Annotated in this window: 16 protein-coding genes and 1 pseudogene; 9 read left to right on the forward strand and 8 right to left on the reverse strand. The window is 43.5% G+C overall.

The annotated features are described in order from the left end of the window. Positions 1 to 95: 95 nt before the first annotated feature. The 4 genes from cdd to sbcB form a co-directional block, all read right to left on the reverse strand. Positions 96 to 983 (reverse strand): cytidine deaminase, encoded by an 888-nt coding sequence (gene cdd, locus F0249_RS10690; protein WP_171756659.1) that lies wholly within the window; start codon positions 981 to 983, stop codon positions 96 to 98. A gap of 337 nt (positions 984 to 1,320) precedes the next feature. Next, positions 1,321 to 1,998, reverse strand: a complete 678-nt coding sequence (locus F0249_RS10695; protein ID WP_171756660.1) for an LrgB family protein — start codon at positions 1,996 to 1,998, stop codon at positions 1,321 to 1,323. Further along, entirely contained in the window at positions 1,998 to 2,363 is a 366-nt protein-coding gene (locus tag F0249_RS10700) for a CidA/LrgA family protein (RefSeq protein WP_017052304.1), read from the reverse strand. Before F0249_RS10700 ends, F0249_RS10695 begins: the two co-directional genes overlap by 1 nt. Positions 2,364 to 2,402: 39 nt before the next feature. Then, on the reverse strand, positions 2,403 to 3,827 hold the full coding sequence (gene sbcB / locus F0249_RS10705) for an exodeoxyribonuclease I (protein WP_171756661.1): 1,425 nt from the start codon (positions 3,825 to 3,827) through the stop codon (positions 2,403 to 2,405). A 197-nt stretch (positions 3,828 to 4,024) separates the two neighbouring features. On the opposite strand from sbcB, the gene F0249_RS10710 reads away from it, so the two are divergent. Continuing rightward, entirely contained in the window at positions 4,025 to 4,543 is a 519-nt protein-coding gene (locus tag F0249_RS10710; RefSeq protein ID WP_171756662.1) for a DUF2058 domain-containing protein, read from the forward strand. An 80-nt stretch (positions 4,544 to 4,623) separates the two neighbouring features. On the opposite strand, the gene F0249_RS10715 is transcribed toward F0249_RS10710, so the two are convergent. Continuing rightward, the gene (locus F0249_RS10715) at positions 4,624 to 5,331 is read right to left on the reverse strand and encodes an NAD(P)H-binding protein (RefSeq protein ID WP_171756663.1); all 708 of its coding nucleotides are present in this window, start codon (positions 5,329 to 5,331) and stop codon (positions 4,624 to 4,626) included. A 553-nt stretch (positions 5,332 to 5,884) separates the two neighbouring features. Here F0249_RS10715 and cobT point away from each other — a divergent pair. The 8 genes and pseudogenes from cobT (at position 5,885) to btuD (ending at position 14,212) form a co-directional block, all read left to right on the forward strand. Then, positions 5,885 to 6,976, forward strand: a complete 1,092-nt coding sequence (gene cobT / locus F0249_RS10720; RefSeq protein WP_171756664.1) for a nicotinate-nucleotide--dimethylbenzimidazole phosphoribosyltransferase — start codon at positions 5,885 to 5,887, stop codon at positions 6,974 to 6,976. After that, positions 6,976 to 7,890, forward strand: coding sequence for an adenosylcobinamide-GDP ribazoletransferase (locus F0249_RS10725; protein WP_171756665.1), 915 nt, complete (start codon positions 6,976 to 6,978; stop codon positions 7,888 to 7,890). The genes cobT and F0249_RS10725 overlap by 1 nt, the downstream gene beginning before the upstream one ends. Positions 7,891 to 8,030: 140 nt before the next feature. Beyond that, a complete protein-coding gene (gene cobU / locus F0249_RS10730) occupies positions 8,031 to 8,570 on the forward strand; it encodes a bifunctional adenosylcobinamide kinase/adenosylcobinamide-phosphate guanylyltransferase (protein ID WP_171756666.1) in 540 nt (179 codons plus the stop codon). 24 nt (positions 8,571 to 8,594) lie between these two features. Further along, positions 8,595 to 9,149: pseudogene (locus F0249_RS10735) on the forward strand (histidine phosphatase family protein); the annotation flags it as partial. 174 nt (positions 9,150 to 9,323) lie between these two features. Then, on the forward strand, positions 9,324 to 11,132 hold the full coding sequence (locus F0249_RS10740; RefSeq protein WP_171756667.1) for a M3 family oligoendopeptidase: 1,809 nt from the start codon (positions 9,324 to 9,326) through the stop codon (positions 11,130 to 11,132). A 222-nt stretch (positions 11,133 to 11,354) separates the two neighbouring features. Beyond that, positions 11,355 to 12,383: a succinylglutamate desuccinylase gene (locus F0249_RS10745; RefSeq protein ID WP_113795694.1), complete on the forward strand. Its 1,029-nt coding sequence runs from the start codon at positions 11,355 to 11,357 to the stop codon at positions 12,381 to 12,383. A gap of 79 nt (positions 12,384 to 12,462) precedes the next feature. Then, positions 12,463 to 13,452 carry a vitamin B12 ABC transporter permease BtuC gene (btuC, locus tag F0249_RS10750; RefSeq protein ID WP_171756668.1) on the forward strand — a complete coding sequence of 330 codons (990 nt, stop codon included), beginning with the start codon at positions 12,463 to 12,465 and terminating at the stop codon, positions 13,450 to 13,452. Beyond that, positions 13,445 to 14,212 carry a vitamin B12 ABC transporter ATP-binding protein BtuD gene (btuD, locus tag F0249_RS10755; protein ID WP_171756669.1) on the forward strand — a complete coding sequence of 256 codons (768 nt, stop codon included), beginning with the start codon at positions 13,445 to 13,447 and terminating at the stop codon, positions 14,210 to 14,212. Before btuC ends, btuD begins: the two co-directional genes overlap by 8 nt. A gap of 83 nt (positions 14,213 to 14,295) precedes the next feature. Here btuD and F0249_RS10760 read toward each other — a convergent pair whose 3' ends face one another. The 3 genes from F0249_RS10760 to F0249_RS10770 all read right to left on the reverse strand — a co-directional run bounded on the left by F0249_RS10760 (position 14,296) and on the right by F0249_RS10770 (position 16,855). Further along, a complete protein-coding gene (locus F0249_RS10760) occupies positions 14,296 to 14,871 on the reverse strand; it encodes a nucleoside triphosphate pyrophosphohydrolase family protein (protein WP_171756670.1) in 576 nt (191 codons plus the stop codon). 141 nt (positions 14,872 to 15,012) lie between these two features. Continuing rightward, positions 15,013 to 15,582, reverse strand: a complete 570-nt coding sequence (locus tag F0249_RS10765) for a DUF1415 domain-containing protein (RefSeq protein WP_017052290.1) — start codon at positions 15,580 to 15,582, stop codon at positions 15,013 to 15,015. Positions 15,583 to 15,649: 67 nt separating this feature from the next. Continuing rightward, positions 15,650 to 16,855, reverse strand: coding sequence for an MFS transporter (locus F0249_RS10770; RefSeq protein WP_171756671.1), 1,206 nt, complete (start codon positions 16,853 to 16,855; stop codon positions 15,650 to 15,652). Positions 16,856 to 16,868 lie beyond the last annotated feature (13 nt).

Consider the following 16,868-nt stretch of genomic DNA (forward strand, 5'->3'; position numbering starts at 1 on the left):
GACGCTAATGAATAGCGTCTTTCTCAAAATGTAATCATTACGATGCTGAGTGATGTATCGTTACTTCAACATCGCTTGATTATGAGCGTCTCGAATTACAGCGCAGCATAACTAACAGGGATATCAGGGTTAATCGCTTCAAGTGTAGACTGAGTGTCTGCAAGGTGGCTGATTGCCCCTTCTGACATTTCAACTAGAGCAGCAGATTCAATATCCTGAATATCATTACCAGCCATCAGTAGTTGTACAATCGCAACTTGAAGTGGTGGTAGGCTAGGGTTGAATGCTGCATTTTCAGCGTAAGCGCCTAGGTAAGTATTTCCGTTGCTCACTTTAATCGCGACACCACTAAGGTTTTTAGTGTAAGGCGCATGGCTACGGTTTAAAGCACCCAGAGCACTGACAATAAGTGGATCACTTTCAGATGTGGTTGCTTGGTGATCAGTTTTTGTCATCAAGCCAGAAGTAATACCAAGATCAGCAGGGCCGAATGAATCTGGAAGGTACTGTTGAAGTGACATCTCTTCGCGTTCTGGAAGTTGGATCATCAACTCTTTTGCTGTTGTCAGTTCGTTCATAAACTGGCGACAGTGGCCACATGGGCTAAAGTTGATGGTAATGTCGCTCAGTCCTTCTTCACCTTTCATCCAAGCGTGGCTGATAGCCGACTGTTCTGCGTGAACAGTTTGACCAAGTTGTGCGCCAGCCACTTCCATGTTTGCACCGAAATACAAACGGCCAGAAAGACCTCGAACTACCGCTCCAACATAAAATTTGGAGATTGGTGCGTAAGAGTAAGCCGCAGCAAATGGCAGTAGTGCAATGCGCAGTTCGTTATCTTTCATTTGAGTAATAGAAAGAAGCTCATCAAACTGCTCTTTTGATATTGTCGCATCAAAATTGTCAGCAAGAAGAATAGGAGATAAGAACTCTGTAATGTTAGTTGGTGCGGCTTCTAATGCCTGAATAATGCGACTCTTCATGGTGAATCCTTGTATAAGCGTTGAAGTTAATTCTATGACATCAGCAAAATGATGCTGAGGTGCAGGTCACATTATTAAATGTAACGAGGTGTTCTGTTGCAATATTAGAGTGAGGTCACACATGATAACGATTACAAGGGAAAAATTGTTATTCACGTCATGTATTGGTGCCCCTGACTGCGACACAAAGTGGGCGAAATTAAAGAGGATAAGAAGTAAATGGTCAATCGCTGATGATTAATTGACCATATCTAAGGCGAGATTAGAGAATCAACGCCTTTATGACTGAAAGCCTAGTCTTCATTTGAAAGCTTGGTCTTAATTTGAAAACTTAGTCTTAATTTGATAGCCAAACGGCCAAATCAAAGAAAGAGGGCGCAAGAATAGAAGTAATCACACCGCACAGAACTAAGGCCAAAGAGCTAAACGCAGCATCTTTGGGATCGGTTTCTGCACATGTCGCAGTGCCTAATGCATGAGAAACGGTTCCCATGGTTAAACCTTTTGCAATCGGGTGTGTGATATTCAGTAAGCTATAGATAGGGTAGGCAGCAATCGCTCCAAACAATCCCACAATGAGCACCAAAATCGCGGCGATTGCAGGTTCTCCCCCTAAGTGGCTTGAGACTTCCATCGCAATTGGGGTGGTGACCGATTTGCCTAACAAACTTGCTATTAGTGTCATGTCTGCGGAAAAATAAACAGCAATTAGCGTGGCACTCAGCATAGACAGCACGCTGCCAACGCCACAAGCAAGCATGATGATGCGCCAATTCGCACGTATTTGTGGAAGTTGCTCATACAATGGATAAGCGAGGGCAACAACTGCAGGCTGAAGCAAAAAGCTGATCCATTCATTATCTGCATAGTACGTTTCAAATGGAACTTTCAAGAAAGTCAGCAGCGGTATAATGATCGCAATGCTGATCAGCAATGGATTCATAATCGGGCTATTTGATTTTATGCTAAGCCATCGAGCGAATAGGAAAACGGCAATCGTAACGAGTAACCACATTACTTGTTCCCCTTCTTCAAAAATCGGTCTAAACCCCAACCTAAGCTCACTAAAACAATAAGAGTACCGCCAACTGCACTGGCCATAATCGGCAGAGCGTTATTCAGCAGCATATCGAAATGTTCCATGAGCCCGACACTGATGGGCACAAACAGCAGTATCATAAAACGGATGAGTAGGCTTGCAGAAGGTTGAACCCAATGTACCGGAACTAAGCCAGAGGCCATTAACCCGAAAAGAATAAGCATGCCAATGACACTGCCAGGAATTGAGAGTGACAGTAAATGCTGGATCCCAAGCCCAGCGGAAAGGGATCCTAATATCAATGCAAAAGAGACAATGTAGCCAAGAAGCGTTTTCGCCATAGTGAGATATGTTCCATAGAAGATAAGCGTATTTTGTACTTAAGAGACGAGTTTCTCCACGTACTGGTATACCGATTTTAAAAGAGCGATCTTCTTTTCGTCACTTTCATGTTCGTGAACTAAGTTTTCCAGATTAAGCATATAACTTTCAATACGACTTTCGAAGTACTCGCGACTATGGTTTGCCCAGCGTTGTTGTTCTGACTCACTGAGTGTCCAAGGGTAGTTACGCGCACGGTAGCGGAATAACAGTGGCTCAATTCGCGGATCTCGGAATGTAATATCAAGAGATCCAAGATTTTGTGGATCGGCTTGACGAATAATGTCCATCGAAGCTTTGTCCGCTGGAGAGAAAAAGCCTTCGTATAATTTAGTATCTACATCATCAGACGATTCAAATTGACGCTCAATGTTGTGCAGACCAATCAGCTTTTCACGGATCTCAGGATTCTGTCTCAATAAAGCCAAGTGTTTTAAGCACTGCTCACGGTCAATGCCAATGTTGGCTGCATTTTCTGCGGTCAACGTTTTAGCCGGTGCCAGAATTGGGCATTTATTCAAATGGACTAATTTAACTGGAACAGGAAGTTCATCCGCTGCGAGATCGTCACGCTTGGTAAACATACGTTTATGCAGTTGATCAATATCTAGATCAAAAAGTGGGGTTGGATCTTTTGCTAAATCAACAACAATGACGGCATTGTTATTAGTTGGATGCCAAGCAACAGGCACAATCCAACTTGTGTAGGAACAATCTCGACCAAGCATACCTGAAACATGCATCAGAGGAGTCATGTTCACGATGTCCACCAGCTCGTTCAGTTTGCGTTTGTGGCGCATGTTGTAGAGATAATCGAACATCTTAGGTTGTGCTGCTTTGAGCTTTTTCGCCAGCTCAATCGTTGCGATCACATCGGCCATCGCATCATGGGCATTTTCATGTTCGATGCCATTCGCTTTTGAAAGGTGCTCAAGTTTAAAGCTTGGGTAGCCTTCATCGTTCTCAGGCCAAACAATCCCCTCAGGGCGTAAAGCATGACAGGCACGCATTACATCGAGCAGATCCCAGCGAGAGTTGCCGTTCTGCCAGCTCCATGCATACGGATCGATAAAGTTACGGTAACAAGTATAGCGTGTCACTTCATCATCGAATCGAATGCTGTTGTAACCCAAGCTGGTGGTATTTGGCTTTGACAGTTCAGCATGAATTTTAGCGATAAATTCAGGTTCAGGGAGGCCTTCTTTCATCGCTTTCTGTGGCGTGATTCGAGTAATTAAAGCCGCTTCTGGCCCCGGCAGATAATCTGATGGTAGTTGGCAGTAAATAACAAGAGGTTCACCAATAATATTGAAATCTTGGTCGGTACGTACACCAGCAAACTGGCTTGGACGATCCTTGGCAGGACTCACGCCCCAAGTCTCATAATCGAAGAAGAAGTATGTTGGTTGATTCTCTTGCTGCATTGTTAGTTACCAAGTCACTAAATTCATTGCTGATATTAGAGCACTCAAGGGCGCACATAGCAAATAAGGCCGTGCAACATTATGTAGATTGCTTAGCTTTTGACCGAGTGGCGAGCAAATGAACTTGTGAGGTTTTTGATTGGCGGGAAAACAGGTATTATAAGATAATTTTTTAAAATACGTTGATCGGAAATCCCATGTCAAAGTTAAGTTTACAAGAACAGATGCTAAAAGCTGGCTTGGTTAATGAAAAGAAACTAAAGAAAGCGAAGAAAGGTTCTAAAAAATCACGAGTTCAAGCGAAAGAAGCGCGTGAAGCGGTTGAAGCTAATAAAGTGGCTCAAGTAGAACGTGATAAAGAGCTAAGCCTGAAGATGAAAGAGCAACAACTTGCAAAAGAGTTTAAAGCTCAGGTTAAGCAGCTTATCAGCATGAACAAGATTGTCGTCAATAATGGTGAAGTAAAATATAACTTTACTGATGGCACTACTGTGAAATCGCTTTATGTCGATGAGATGACTCGTAAGCAACTTGCGAATGGTCTGCTAAGCCTTGCTCGTGATGAAGAAAGTTACGCGATTATTCCTAGCGTTGTGGCTGAAAAGATTGCAATGCGTGATCAAGAGACGATCATCGAGATTCAAGTGACCGAAGAAGCGCCAGATGAAGATGACCCATACAAAGATTTCGTCGTACCTGACGATTTGATGTGGTAATTGTTCGTTAACAGTGAAGCTTCATCAAGAGTTAATAAAACATCCGCCGCCGTGTGGATGTTTTTATTTTAGAGCCTAGTTTATTGATATTTCGACAGTAAGGCTCTCATTTCGATTGAATTTAAAATATCAATCGAATGGTGCTGAGGCTGAAACATTTTAAACAGCATAGCTTGCGCGACGTCTTCTGCTGGGATCGGGATAAAATTAGCGAATTTCCCTAACATCAACGGCTTAATGAACTTCATAACGAATTGAAGCATCTTCTCGTCACTGCGCGGGGTAGTGCGAACGCCAACCAATGGCCCCGGGCGCATAAATACCACTTGTTCGAAACCCATTTTTGAGACGGTTTGTTCCATCTTTCCTTTACATTTTAGGTAATGAGAAAGCGAATTTTTTGTTGCACCGTAGCTTGAAACAACAGCAATACGCTTTACTCCAAGTAGAAGCATGGTTTGGGCAACGTGACACACAAGATCATAATCCACTTTTTCTAAGGCTTGTTTACTGCCTGCTTGTTTAAGCGTCGTACCCAAACAGATAAACCCAATGCTAGGTTTTTCGAATGAGTCATCCCATTGAGTAACTCGTAACTCGTTGTCAATAATGGTGTGGACTTTGTCGGGTGCACTGGCTTGTGATTGATGAATGTTCAACGGGCGACGACTCAGCGCGTAAATAGAACTAATTGCACTTTCACTGTTGAGGCGATGCAGGAGATCTTGTCCGATTAGGCCAGAAGCGCCTGCAATAATCACGTGTGTATTGTCACCACGAATACTCATCTATTCATTACCTGTAATAAAGACATTCCTATTAATGTAGAGTTAATGGGGAGGGATGTCTGTGATGAACACGCCCGTTCAAAGTATTGGTCACCATTCAGAGTAATGAAAAAGGGATTTTCTTTTTTGGTTTTGACTGAGGTGATCGGCTTTTCTTTGTTTTCTTACTATTTTGATTGGCAAACATAATGGCCTCCATTTGAACCTGTTGTTCAATCAAAAATAAAGCATTCTTCATGCCATTATAATTTTATATCAGGTAATCATGACTTTACGAAGATGAATGACGTATTCAAACTGAATATAGGAGGTTAATTGTTGTTGAGCGATCGGTTTACGTCATAATGCTTCGCTTTTTGAGAACAGGACATTCGAGATTCTATCGTTTTTGAGATGCTATTGCTTTCGAGATGCATTGTTTTCAAGATGCATTGTTTTCAAAATACATTGTTTTCAAGGTGCTATTGCTTTCGAGATTCTATGGTGGATTAAGTGCTTGAATAACAGGTAAACTATTACTAAATCAACGCCTCTAAATAGACAAGGATGCTCTATGAGCTTAAATCGCTCTTATTCACCACAAATTCAACATCGAATTGACCAGAAAACCAAACCAATTGGTGCATTAGGGATGTTAGAAGACGTCGCTCATCAACTTGCTCTTATCCAGAGTCAGGGACAAGAGTCCGCCGTTACTGAAATCCAAATACATAAGCCGTCTATTTTGGTATTTGCTGGCGATCATGGCGTTGCTGATGAAGGTGTCAGTATTGCACCAAGTGCGGTAACACAGCAGATGGTAATGAATTTCTTGCAAGGTGGGGCCGCGATTAACGGTTTCTGCCGAGTCAATGATATTGATTTTCATGTGGTAGATTGTGGTATTTTAATTCCGGTCGATATCGAGTCCTCTCAACTTACCTTGCAACGTTTAGGAACCAGAACTGAAAACTTTACCCACACCTCAGCGATGACGGCTGAACAAGTCGATCTCGGCATTCAATTGGGTAAACGTATCGCACAGCAAACCATTGATGCCGGATGCAATTTGATTATGTTTGGTGAGATGGGTATTGGAAATACCAGCAGTGCCTCTGCGATTTTAGCCGCTTTGACCAATCACCCTGTCGAAGATTGCGTGGGTTTGGGAACGGGTATTAATTCAGAGCAATTGCGAATAAAGATAAACTCAGTATCACAAGGCGTTCAGCGTTGTCTTCATTCAGATCCTCAACATGTGTTATCCGAAGTCGGGGGATTTGAAATTGTTCAGATGGTAGGGGCATTTCTTGGTGCATTTGAAAAGAGAACGCCTATAGTGGTCGACGGTTTTATCGTTTCAGTTGCGGCTTACGTCGTCACGCTTATCGAACCCAATTGTCGTGACTATATGATTTTTGCGCACCGCTCTGAAGAATCTGGGCATAAAATGGTCTTAGAGTTACTCGATGCAAAACCCTTGTTGGATCTCGGTTTGCGTTTGGGAGAAGGTACAGGCGCAGCTCTTGCTCTGCCATTGATAAAAGCCGCAGCGGATTTTTATACGCATATGGCAAGTTTTGAGAGTGCTGGAGTTACCGTTTCTGTAAATGAAGCTTCTGTAGGCAATGATTTTGAAGATCAAGCCCCTGGAGACCAAGCTTAATGCAATTAGGAACAAACACGCTGAACTGGCTTAAATATCAGCGAGAACTCTTTCTCCTGTCATTGAGTTTCTTTTCTCGAATTCCTATTCCAGCAGATACACCATATTCAGATGAGAGAATGAATCGATCTGGACGGTATTTTGCACTCGTGGGTGCAGTTATCGGCTGTCTTTGTTCCTTTGTGTTGTATCTATGCAGTTTTCTTGTGCCAATCCAAATCGCAATATTGATGATGATGGTGTTCAGCCTGTTATTAACGGGAGCTTTCCATGAAGATGGCTTAACCGATATGGCGGATGGAATTGGCGGTGGGATGACGGTCGAACGTCGCCTGCTGATTATGAAAGATAGCCGAATTGGTACCTATGGTGCGGCTACGCTCGTGATGGCATTAGTCGGGAAGTTACTGTTGTTAATTACGATAGCCGATTTGCTCAGTTTGCAGAGTGAAGGCTATGTTCCTACGTTTCTGATGGTGACTTTAATTGCGGCTCATACGTTAAGTCGAACTGTAGCCGCCAGCCTTATCTTCGACATGAAATACGTGAGCGATGCTGATACAAGTAAAAGCAAACCATTAGCGAATAAACAGCGCGCAGGTGAACTGGGTTTTCTTATTTTTTGTGGTTTAGTGAGTTTGATGCTTTTTAGCCTCCCCATTGATGATCTCAGTTTGGCCGTTGCTCACGGCTTGAAGCCAGAGCTATTTATGAAACCAGGGCTATTCATGAAACCAGAGCTATTCATCGTCGCCTTAATCATCTCTGCAATAATATTTCGCTGGTGGTTTAAACGCTGGCTTATCTCTCGAATCGGTGGATTTACCGGAGATTGTTTAGGGGCCGCGCAGCAGTTGATGGAGTTACTCATCTATTTCGTAATTGTGGCTGTTCTTTACCAATTTACCCAATAAAAGCACTAACATTCAGCTCTTGTACTGGTGGAATGTATATATAAGCAGAGGCATATTGGGTAGAGTCGTTAAAAGAATCGTTAGACATGAACCAGTAGATATGAATTATTGGATAACAGTCCTTGAATAAGAGAAATCGAGTGGAAAAGCATTTAATTCTAGGTGGTGCACGTTCTGGGAAGTCGAGCTTTTCAGAATCGAAAGCAAAGCAAGAGGCGGCTGTAGAATCAAAAACGCTTCATTACGTTGCAACCGCCATCGCTTTTGATGATGAGATGAAAGATCGTATCGTACACCATCAGAAAACTCGTGGAGAAGAGTGGCGCGAGCATGAGTGTCCTGTCGCGTTACCTGAATTGCTTGCCACCTTTACACCTGAAGACACGGTTTTAGTCGACTGCTTAACATTGTGGCTCAACAACGTCATTTTTGACTTAGGCTCGGAATTGGATTCGGATCGAATTCAGCGACGAGTGCAACAGTTGGTACAAGTGGTGGAAAGTAGCCCTGCGTCTTTGTATTTCGTATCCAATGAAGTTGGGCTAGGGGTGGTCCCACTAGGAGAAGTGTCTCGCGTTTTTGTCGATCATGCAGGTTGGATGAACCAAGCCTTAGCCAAGGTATGCAGCAATGTCACTTTGGTGGCCGCTGGATTGCCGCTAACATTGAAATCGGCCTAGAGAGTGTCAGTGATGAAGCGTGAAATGAAATGTAAAAACATCTATTTATTGCGCCACGGGCAAGCTGTCGGTGACGCAGCACTGAATGGTCAAACGGATGTTGCTGTGTCTGAATTGACGCAAAAAAATATCGCTAAAGCTATTATCGAAAGTCAGATTCAATTCGACCATATCACCAGTTCGCCTCTGCAACGCTGTGCCAAATTAGCGGAACGCATTGCTCCTATTTTAGGCTGTCAACTGCAGTTAATGCCACAGATTCAAGAGATGTCATTTGGTGATGTCGATGGGGTTGCGTTTAGTCAACTCTCCTCGCAGTGGGCCGTTCTTGAGAGCTTTTGGCAAGATCCAGCAAATCATCAACTGCCGAACGCTGAAACGCTTAATGATTTTCATCACCGAATCATTCAAGGATGGGAACAAATACTACAACGCAATGATGACCATTTACTTGTGGTGACTCATGGCGGGGTGATCAGAATGCTTTTGGCGCATTTGCTGGAACTAGACTGGCAAAACGCCAAGCTATATTCAACTTTAGCCATCGCCAACGCTTCGATTACCCATATACAAGTCTCATATTTAGCGATGGATGGATCAAATAAAGCAGATACTAATTCAGCAGCTAGTGAGACAACCGATTTTGAAGAATACAGCCTGGAAAATGATAATCAGATAAAAGAAGGTCAATACTGGGTCCGTGTGAACTGCATAGGATCAAATGCATGGCCAACAACAGATAAAGGATAGAACATGACAGCACCTAGCTGGGATCTCAGTATTGCCTACAAAGGCTTAGACGATACAAAAATTGAGCAAGATATCGAATTGGTTCAACAATGTATTGAGCTACTTCATCTACATACTGAAAAGCGCGAAACCGTCATTGCGATGCAAAATGCCATTCAAACCACGGAAGCCGCTGGAACATTACTTGCGACGATCAATACCTTCGCCACTTGTTTTGCCTCTGTCGATGCTAAGCACGCAAAGGCCAAAAACCTGATGGGACGAGTGGCTAAATTAAACTCGGATATGGACCAAGCATTCAGCCCATATGAAAACGTTTTGACTCACGCTAGCCAAGACTTTATTGATTCGGTACTTAACCACGCAAGTGCTGATGTATCTGGACAGGCGTTTCAGATCGAATGTTTGAGGAAGCAAGCGGATACAAAATTAAGTATTGCTGAAGAGCAGTTATTATCAGCAATGAAAGTGGATGGGCGAGATGCTTGGGGTCGGTTATACAACAACTTAACGGGCTCTTTGCAAGTGACGCTTAAATCAGCAGAAGCCGATGATGAAGCGATGGGCTTTTCGCAAGCCGCGAGTATTCTGTATGGCAGCGATTTCGATAAACAAGAACCAGCATGGCGAGCGATTCAAGCGGGTATGAAAACCCATCAAGAGACATTCGCATCCATTTTGAATGCTTTATCAGGGTGGCGACATACTGAATATCAAAAGCGGTCAAAAGATCGCGATATACATTTCCTTGAACCGAGTCTTCATGGCAGCCGCATTACGCCTGAAACCTTAGATGCTCTAATGAGTACGGCAAAAAACAATCGCCATATTGGTCAGAAAGCCGGAAAACTAATGGCAAAAGTCCATGGTTTAGATGAAATGAAACCTTGGAACCATTTAGCCGCAATGCCGCCGCTGGGTGAGAAGCAAGCAAAGGTATACCTATTTGATGAAGCGATTGAGGTGATCAAAGAGGCATTTGAAAGTGTCGATCCAGAGATGGCGAGCTTTGTTGAGATGATGGTTGAAAACGGTTGGATTGAGGCGGCCCCAGCGGCAAACAAACGCTTAGGTGCTTACTGCACAAAATTATCGGCGACTCGTAGCCCACTTGTCTTTATGACTTGGAGTGGGAGTCGTTCAGATTTGATGACTTTAGCGCACGAACTCGGACACGCGTTCCACAACTGGGTCATGCGGGATATGCCATTGTGCCAAACCCGTTACCCAATGACGCTGGCGGAAACTGCCTCTATATTCGCTGAAAATATTGTTCGTGATTCACTGCTGCAACAAGCACAAACCGATGATGAAAAGTTAGAGATGTTGTGGGAAGAGCTTTCGACGTCACTTGCACTGTTGGTTAATATCCCTGTTCGTTTCGAATTTGAAAAAGCCTTCTACGAACAACGCCAGCATGGTGAGCTTACCGCAGAACAACTGTGTGAGTTGATGGAGACCTGTTGGAAAGAGTGGTATGGCGATGCGATGTCAGAAGCGGATACCTATTTCTGGGCGAGCAAATTACACTTCAGCATCTCAACCACCAGTTTTTATAACTACCCGTATTTATTCGGTTACTTATTTAGTAAAGGTGTTTATGCACAGCGTGAAGATAAAGGCGACGACTTCTACCATGATTATTTAGCGTTATTGCGTGACACAGGCAGCATGATGGCGGAAGAGGCTGTCGAGAAACATTTAGGAATGGATCTCACACAAACAACATTCTGGCAACAAAGCATTGATATGGTTGCAGAAAAAATCAATGAATTTGAGCTCTTGCTTGATAAGAAGTCGAAAAATAAGTGACAGTGTTTTAATATAGCGTATTAAAACGGGTAAACAGACAGAGTCATAAAATTATTATGACTCTGTATTGATATAATTAATTGATTAATATTTGTACGCCCAAAGCGAAGAGCAATATTATTTACGGTGAATGAACGAATGGTTATCAATAAGTGCGATCTCACCTACATAAATCGCACGTACAATTCATTAACATACCGCTGTGCAATAAAGGAGTAACGCATGACGAAGTCCCTCTTTCGCCAATCATTTCTTTTTGACAGCTTAGACTTAGACCAAGATATGCCTGCAAAGCAGTGTATGCTCGATTCTGGTGCTCAGCTGATTTTACACCAACGTGGTGTTCTTGAAGTGATCCCTGCCGATTTAAGTACAAGCAGCAAAAATATAATCATTTCTTGTGGTATCCATGGCGATGAAACGTCACCAATGGAATTAGTTGATAAGTTAATAGAAGATGTTGAGACAGGATTTCAGACCCTGAATGCTAGGTGTCTATTTATTATTGCTCATCCTCAAGCAACCAATGCGCATACGCGATTTATTGATGAAAACTTAAACCGATTGTTCGATGATAAACCTCGTGAACCTACGCTAGAGTTGGCGATTGCCGATCAACTAAAACAGATCGTCACGCAGTTCTATGCTGGAACGGAAGTGACATCTCGTTGGCATCTTGATCTACATTGCGCGATCCGTTTGTCAAAACACTATTCATTTGCCGTAAGTCCAAAAGTTCGCCATAAAGTGCGTGGCAGAGAGCTGTTTGAGTTCATTGATAGCTCACATATAGAAGCTGTCTTATTGTCGAACTCACCTTCGAGCACTTTCAGTTGGTACAGTGCAGAAAACTTCTCTGCCCAAGCGCTAACGTTGGAACTTGGTCGAGTTGCTCGAATTGGCGAGAATGATTTAGACAAACTTACTGCATTTGATTTGGCTCTGCGTAACTTAATTGCGACTGCCGAGCCTGAGCACCTACCAAAACGTTCGACAACGTATCGTGTCAGTCGAACCATTGTCCGTTTGCATGATGATTTTGATTTCATGTTCAGTGATGATGTGGAGAACTTTACTTGCTTCAAGCATGGTGAAGTATTTGGTCATGATGGTGATAAACCTCTAATGGCAAAGAATGACAATGAAGCGGTTGTTTTTCCAAACCGTAACGTTTCCGTTGGCCAACGAGCAGCATTGATGGTTTGTGAAGTGGAAACGCGCTACGAAAACGATCAATTGGTCTACGATTAAACTATTTTTCCCGTCACAATACTTTCTATTCTAAGGGCTTAACGGTACAGTTAAGCCTGTTTACGCAAAGTATTGTGATATGGATTTTCAACAACTTATTCTTCAAAAACAGATCCGATGGAGACGCTATATTGGTTTGATGAGTCTTCTACTCGTTGCCTTTAGTTGCGCGTATCTCATGGTTGGTGATCTGTTTATTTCCCCTTTTGGTGATATCTCACCGTTAGAACATAAATTATTGGTCGATCTTCGATTACCACGATTACTTGCCGCTATTGCTATCGGTTCTGCACTTGCGGTTTCTGGAGCCAGTTTACAAGTACTACTAGGCAACGTACTCGCTGAACCCGGAGTATTAGGCATCTCTGGTGGTGCGAGTTTGGCAATGGTGATTGTGCTATTCTTCTTACCCTTCGCCCCAACGCCTGAAATATTCATGGTCGCTGCGATCTTGGGATCTCTCTGTTTCACATTAATACTGGTCAGTATGGCGAGAGCGATGAAGCTCACCACAGCACGCTTGCTACTCGTGGGCGTTGCTTTAGGCATTCTTTCTGGCGCGATGGTGACATGGGCATTCTATTTTAGTGATGACCTAAGCCTTCGATTATTGATGTATTGGCTTATGGGCAGTTTAGGTGGCGTCAGTTGGTATCATCACTCCTTGTCGATGGTCATATTGCCAGTGATGGTTTGGCTATGCTTGCAGGGCAGCAAACTCGATAAATTGATGATCGGCGAAACCCATGCAGCGCAACTTGGGGTGAATGTCGCTTCGTTAAGGTGGCGACTGATTTTGGCGGTTTCCATTTTGGTTGGGTGTTCAGTGGCTCTGGGTGGGGTAATCAGCTTTGTTGGCTTAGTTGTACCGCACCTTTTGCGCTTAGCGTTTGGAACAGAAAATCGCTATCTGTTACCGTTATCTGCCATTACTGGCGCAGCGCTACTTGTCTTTTCCGATATTTTGGCGAGAACACTTTTGAATTCTGCGGAACTACCACTCGGCGTAATGACGACAACCATTGGAGCGCCGATTTTTATCTGGATGCTGGTGAAAAACCATGATTAGAGTACAAAACGTCAGTGTTGGTTCTCGGTTATTACCCTTATCATTTCAATTTGATAAAGGTGAAATTGTTCATGTTATCGGGCCTAATGGGAGCGGAAAAAGCACACTTTTAGAAGCGATGTCGGGCATAGTTGGCACATCTTCTATTGTGAAAGGGCAAGTTTTCATTGATGAACATGAAGTCAGTAAGATGAGTCTTGCCGATCTTGCGTTACATCGTGCTTATCTGAGCCAGTCTGCACGTCCTTCATTCAGTCTTGAAGTCTTTCAATTCTTGTCTTTGTCAGTTCCAAATTGTGTTAAGGGGGATTGGCAACGGGTAAATATTGTTCTCGATGAATTGTGCGAATTGCTTCAAATCCAAGATAAGCTGCATCGCTCAATACAGCAACTTTCAGGTGGGGAATGGCAGCGTGTTAGGCTAGCGGCGATGTGCCTACAGGTTTGGCCGACACTCAACCCATATGCAAAACTGATGATTCTTGATGAACCTGCGGCGCCTTTAGATATTGGTCAAGAGGCGTTGCTCTATCAACTCATCGATAAAATCACAGCACTAGGTATCAGCGTGGTGATGGCCAATCACGATCTCAATCGTACGTTGCGTCATGCGCATAAAGTCTTGCTGCTTGATAAAGGGGTAATGGAAAGTTTCGGGAGTACAGACGAAGTACTGCAAGCTGAAAAACTCAGTGCGGTGTTTAAGACAGAAGTTAAGCGTATAGAAGTAGAAAAGCAGCCGCACTTAATTTTTGGATAAAGTGCAACTGCTTCGAGATATTTCATTGTGAGACAAGGGTAGGGGCTTTATTTCAGCTCTACGATCATGGCTCAAATGGAAGATTATTTTGTCAGAGGCGCTAAATCAGCCGGGCGGTAATATACCGATTTTAAAACTTTACCCTGACGAATCGTTTTGCCTTCAGAAACAAAATCTTCAGCACACTTGGCAATGATGTAGTCGCCTTTTTGTACGGCCATTAGCTTGATACCTTGTTGTGCGTAAAAAGCTTCCGTCTCTTGATATTCGGTTTCGTTACGACAAACTTTACTCATATTGCTTGAATGCACTTCGTCCCAGCACGCTACAAATTCAAACGCGCGATTTTTTGCAACGTTGAGTAATAAATCAATCAGGTAATTGATCGCAATATTATCTTCAATTTTGTCATTGCCTAGATGAACCAAACGACCCATTAGTACATATACACTATCAACAATGGCATCCGCTTGTTCTGTTTTACAATCTGCTTCCGCTAGTTCTGTTAACTCTTCAATAGCAAGTGATGTATGCAATGTGTCAGCTTTGCTGTCTAAACTTGCTGGGTCAGCAACTGGAAGGTCAAACGTGCTACGAAATTCTTCGATATCGCGGTAAAGGTGTTGAAAGATATCTGAGGTAAGTTGAGAAAGATGCATGACAGTGTCCATTTATTAGTTCAGCCGCCGATTCTACCAAAGAGGGAAGCAAGCTGCACCCTAGAACTGCACTCTGAAACTGCTTTCTAAAATCGGGCGATGAACACTGTTATTGTATGAACGGCTTAGACTGTATTGATATTACGAGAACAAGTATGGGAAGAGTTTACGACGCTCTTCCGCCGTGAGTGACTCAACACGGGCGATGTTTGTATCTGGGATCGCTTCTGGATTTGGGTAGTGTTTCAGCACTTTTTCCATGCTCTCTTCACGAATCAAATGAAACACAGGATAAGGAGAACGGTTGGTCAGGTTCTCATCATCTTCAGGATCCGCGCCACCAAAGCAGTAGTCTGGGTGGAAAGTCGCAAGTTGGAAAGTGCCATCCCACTCTTGCTGTTTTATCAACGCTTCAATCCAGTCGATGAACATATTGTAATCGAAGAAATCTTGCAGCATGTTGGGAACGACAACCAACGTTGTTTCTAACTCTTTTGCCGTTTTAGATTCAAGGATCATGAACTGTTGAAGAATATCTTCTAGCAGTGTCTCTTCGGTTTCTGCTTCGCTAACAAAAATCTTGATCTGTTTATTACGCTGTGGTTTAGCGGCAAAAGGGCAGAGATTAAGGCCGATTACTACGTCATCTAACCACTGCTTAACTTGGTCGTGGACTTGTTGTGTCGAAGGTGTTGAGCTTTGGGAAGGCATTGCGTGATTCCATTGATATTATTTTTGATTATTACCGACAAGAATACCACGCAGATGCTTAACCAGTTTATGTTTTTGCATTCGAGAAAGAGGAAAGGTCAGTCTGACGAGACTGCAATTTAAAGCAAAGAAAGAAAACGAGCGCATACAGGATCATTCCTCCGGTGATAACACCGCCCCAACTTGCTACTTGCCAGCAATAGAGCAACATGAATCCACCTAAGCTTCCTCCAATATAGTAGTGCCCGAGATACATCGCAGTTGCCGTCGCTTTCGCGGTTGTGGCTTGCTGACTCACCCAACCATAAGCGAGAGTATGGGTGAAAAATGCGCCAAAACTAATGAGCATTAGCCCTAAAATCATAAAGGGAAGCTCATCGATTACGGCTATCCACATTCCTAGCATGCTAATGACTGCGCCGATAGACATGCCAGTGATTGGGTTGTATTGACGGCTCCAACGTCCACTCAGTTTTGAGCTGAAAGTTCCGGCTAAATAACAGAGGAAAATCAGAGACGCGAGGCTAATAGGCAAGTTATGCGGTTCGGATACCAGACGAAAACCCATGACCGAATATAGATTAACGAATAGGGCGAAATTCACGCCACCGATGAGCATGGCTAACCAGATGGTTTTGTTGCGAATGTGAGTAATGAGTGCACGATTATGATGGAAAAACATCCCTCGCTGAGGTGTGAAATTTTTCTGTTTCGGTAGTAAGAAGTAGACCGCGATAGCCCCAAACAAGCTAAAAACAGCGATAACACCTACCGCCCATTGCCAGCTAAAGGAGTCGGTAAGCACACCACCTAAAATTCGGCCTGTAATTCCACCAAGGGAATTTGCCGCAATGTATCCCCCGATGGCTTGAGTAAAAGCCGTGGGAGAGAGTTCTTCTACCATGTAGGCGACGGCGACAGAAGCGAAAGCCGCAAGCACAAGTCCCATCAGTGCTCGTGCTGCAATTAAGAACAGCAAGCTGTCACCTATCAACATCAGCGCGCCAATCATCGGAATTGAAAACAGACCAATAAGTAAAATACGTCGTCTACCAAACGCTTCAGAGCTTATCGCCCACGGGACTAAACTGACAGCGAGTACCAGTGTTGTAGCTGCGAATAACCAGTTGACTTGAGTTTCTGTAACGCCAAAGTGATCGGCCATGTAAGGCAGCATTGGTTGAAAAAGATAAAGGTTACAAAACACAATAAATGAACCAAGCGCAAGTCCGGCGGTGACTTTGAAATACTGCTTGCTGCCTAACTCGATCATGATGATTCCTTAA

This window comes from Vibrio sp. 03-59-1, from assembly GCF_013114135.1.
GTDB lineage: Bacteria > Pseudomonadota > Gammaproteobacteria > Enterobacterales > Vibrionaceae > Vibrio > Vibrio cortegadensis.

Coding starts and splice junctions, on each gene's coding strand:
- cdd (WP_171756659.1), bottom strand. CDS start 983: ATGAAGAGTCGCATTATTCAGGCATTAGAAGCCGCACCAACTAACATT.
- F0249_RS10695 (WP_171756660.1), bottom strand. CDS start 1,998: ATGTGGTTACTCGTTACGATTGCCGTTTTCCTATTCGCTCGATGGCTT.
- F0249_RS10700 (WP_017052304.1), bottom strand. CDS start 2,363: ATGGCGAAAACGCTTCTTGGCTACATTGTCTCTTTTGCATTGATATTA.
- sbcB (WP_171756661.1), bottom strand. CDS start 3,827: ATGCAGCAAGAGAATCAACCAACATACTTCTTCTTCGATTATGAGACT.
- F0249_RS10710 (WP_171756662.1), top strand. CDS start 4,025: ATGTCAAAGTTAAGTTTACAAGAACAGATGCTAAAAGCTGGCTTGGTT.
- F0249_RS10715 (WP_171756663.1), bottom strand. CDS start 5,331: ATGAGTATTCGTGGTGACAATACACACGTGATTATTGCAGGCGCTTCT.
- cobT (WP_171756664.1), top strand. CDS start 5,885: ATGAGCTTAAATCGCTCTTATTCACCACAAATTCAACATCGAATTGAC.
- F0249_RS10725 (WP_171756665.1), top strand. CDS start 6,976: ATGCAATTAGGAACAAACACGCTGAACTGGCTTAAATATCAGCGAGAA.
- F0249_RS10740 (WP_171756667.1), top strand. CDS start 9,324: ATGACAGCACCTAGCTGGGATCTCAGTATTGCCTACAAAGGCTTAGAC.
- F0249_RS10745 (WP_113795694.1), top strand. CDS start 11,355: ATGACGAAGTCCCTCTTTCGCCAATCATTTCTTTTTGACAGCTTAGAC.
- btuC (WP_171756668.1), top strand. CDS start 12,463: ATGGATTTTCAACAACTTATTCTTCAAAAACAGATCCGATGGAGACGC.
- btuD (WP_171756669.1), top strand. CDS start 13,445: ATGATTAGAGTACAAAACGTCAGTGTTGGTTCTCGGTTATTACCCTTA.
- F0249_RS10760 (WP_171756670.1), bottom strand. CDS start 14,871: ATGCATCTTTCTCAACTTACCTCAGATATCTTTCAACACCTTTACCGC.
- F0249_RS10765 (WP_017052290.1), bottom strand. CDS start 15,582: ATGCCTTCCCAAAGCTCAACACCTTCGACACAACAAGTCCACGACCAA.
- F0249_RS10770 (WP_171756671.1), bottom strand. CDS start 16,855: ATGATCGAGTTAGGCAGCAAGCAGTATTTCAAAGTCACCGCCGGACTT.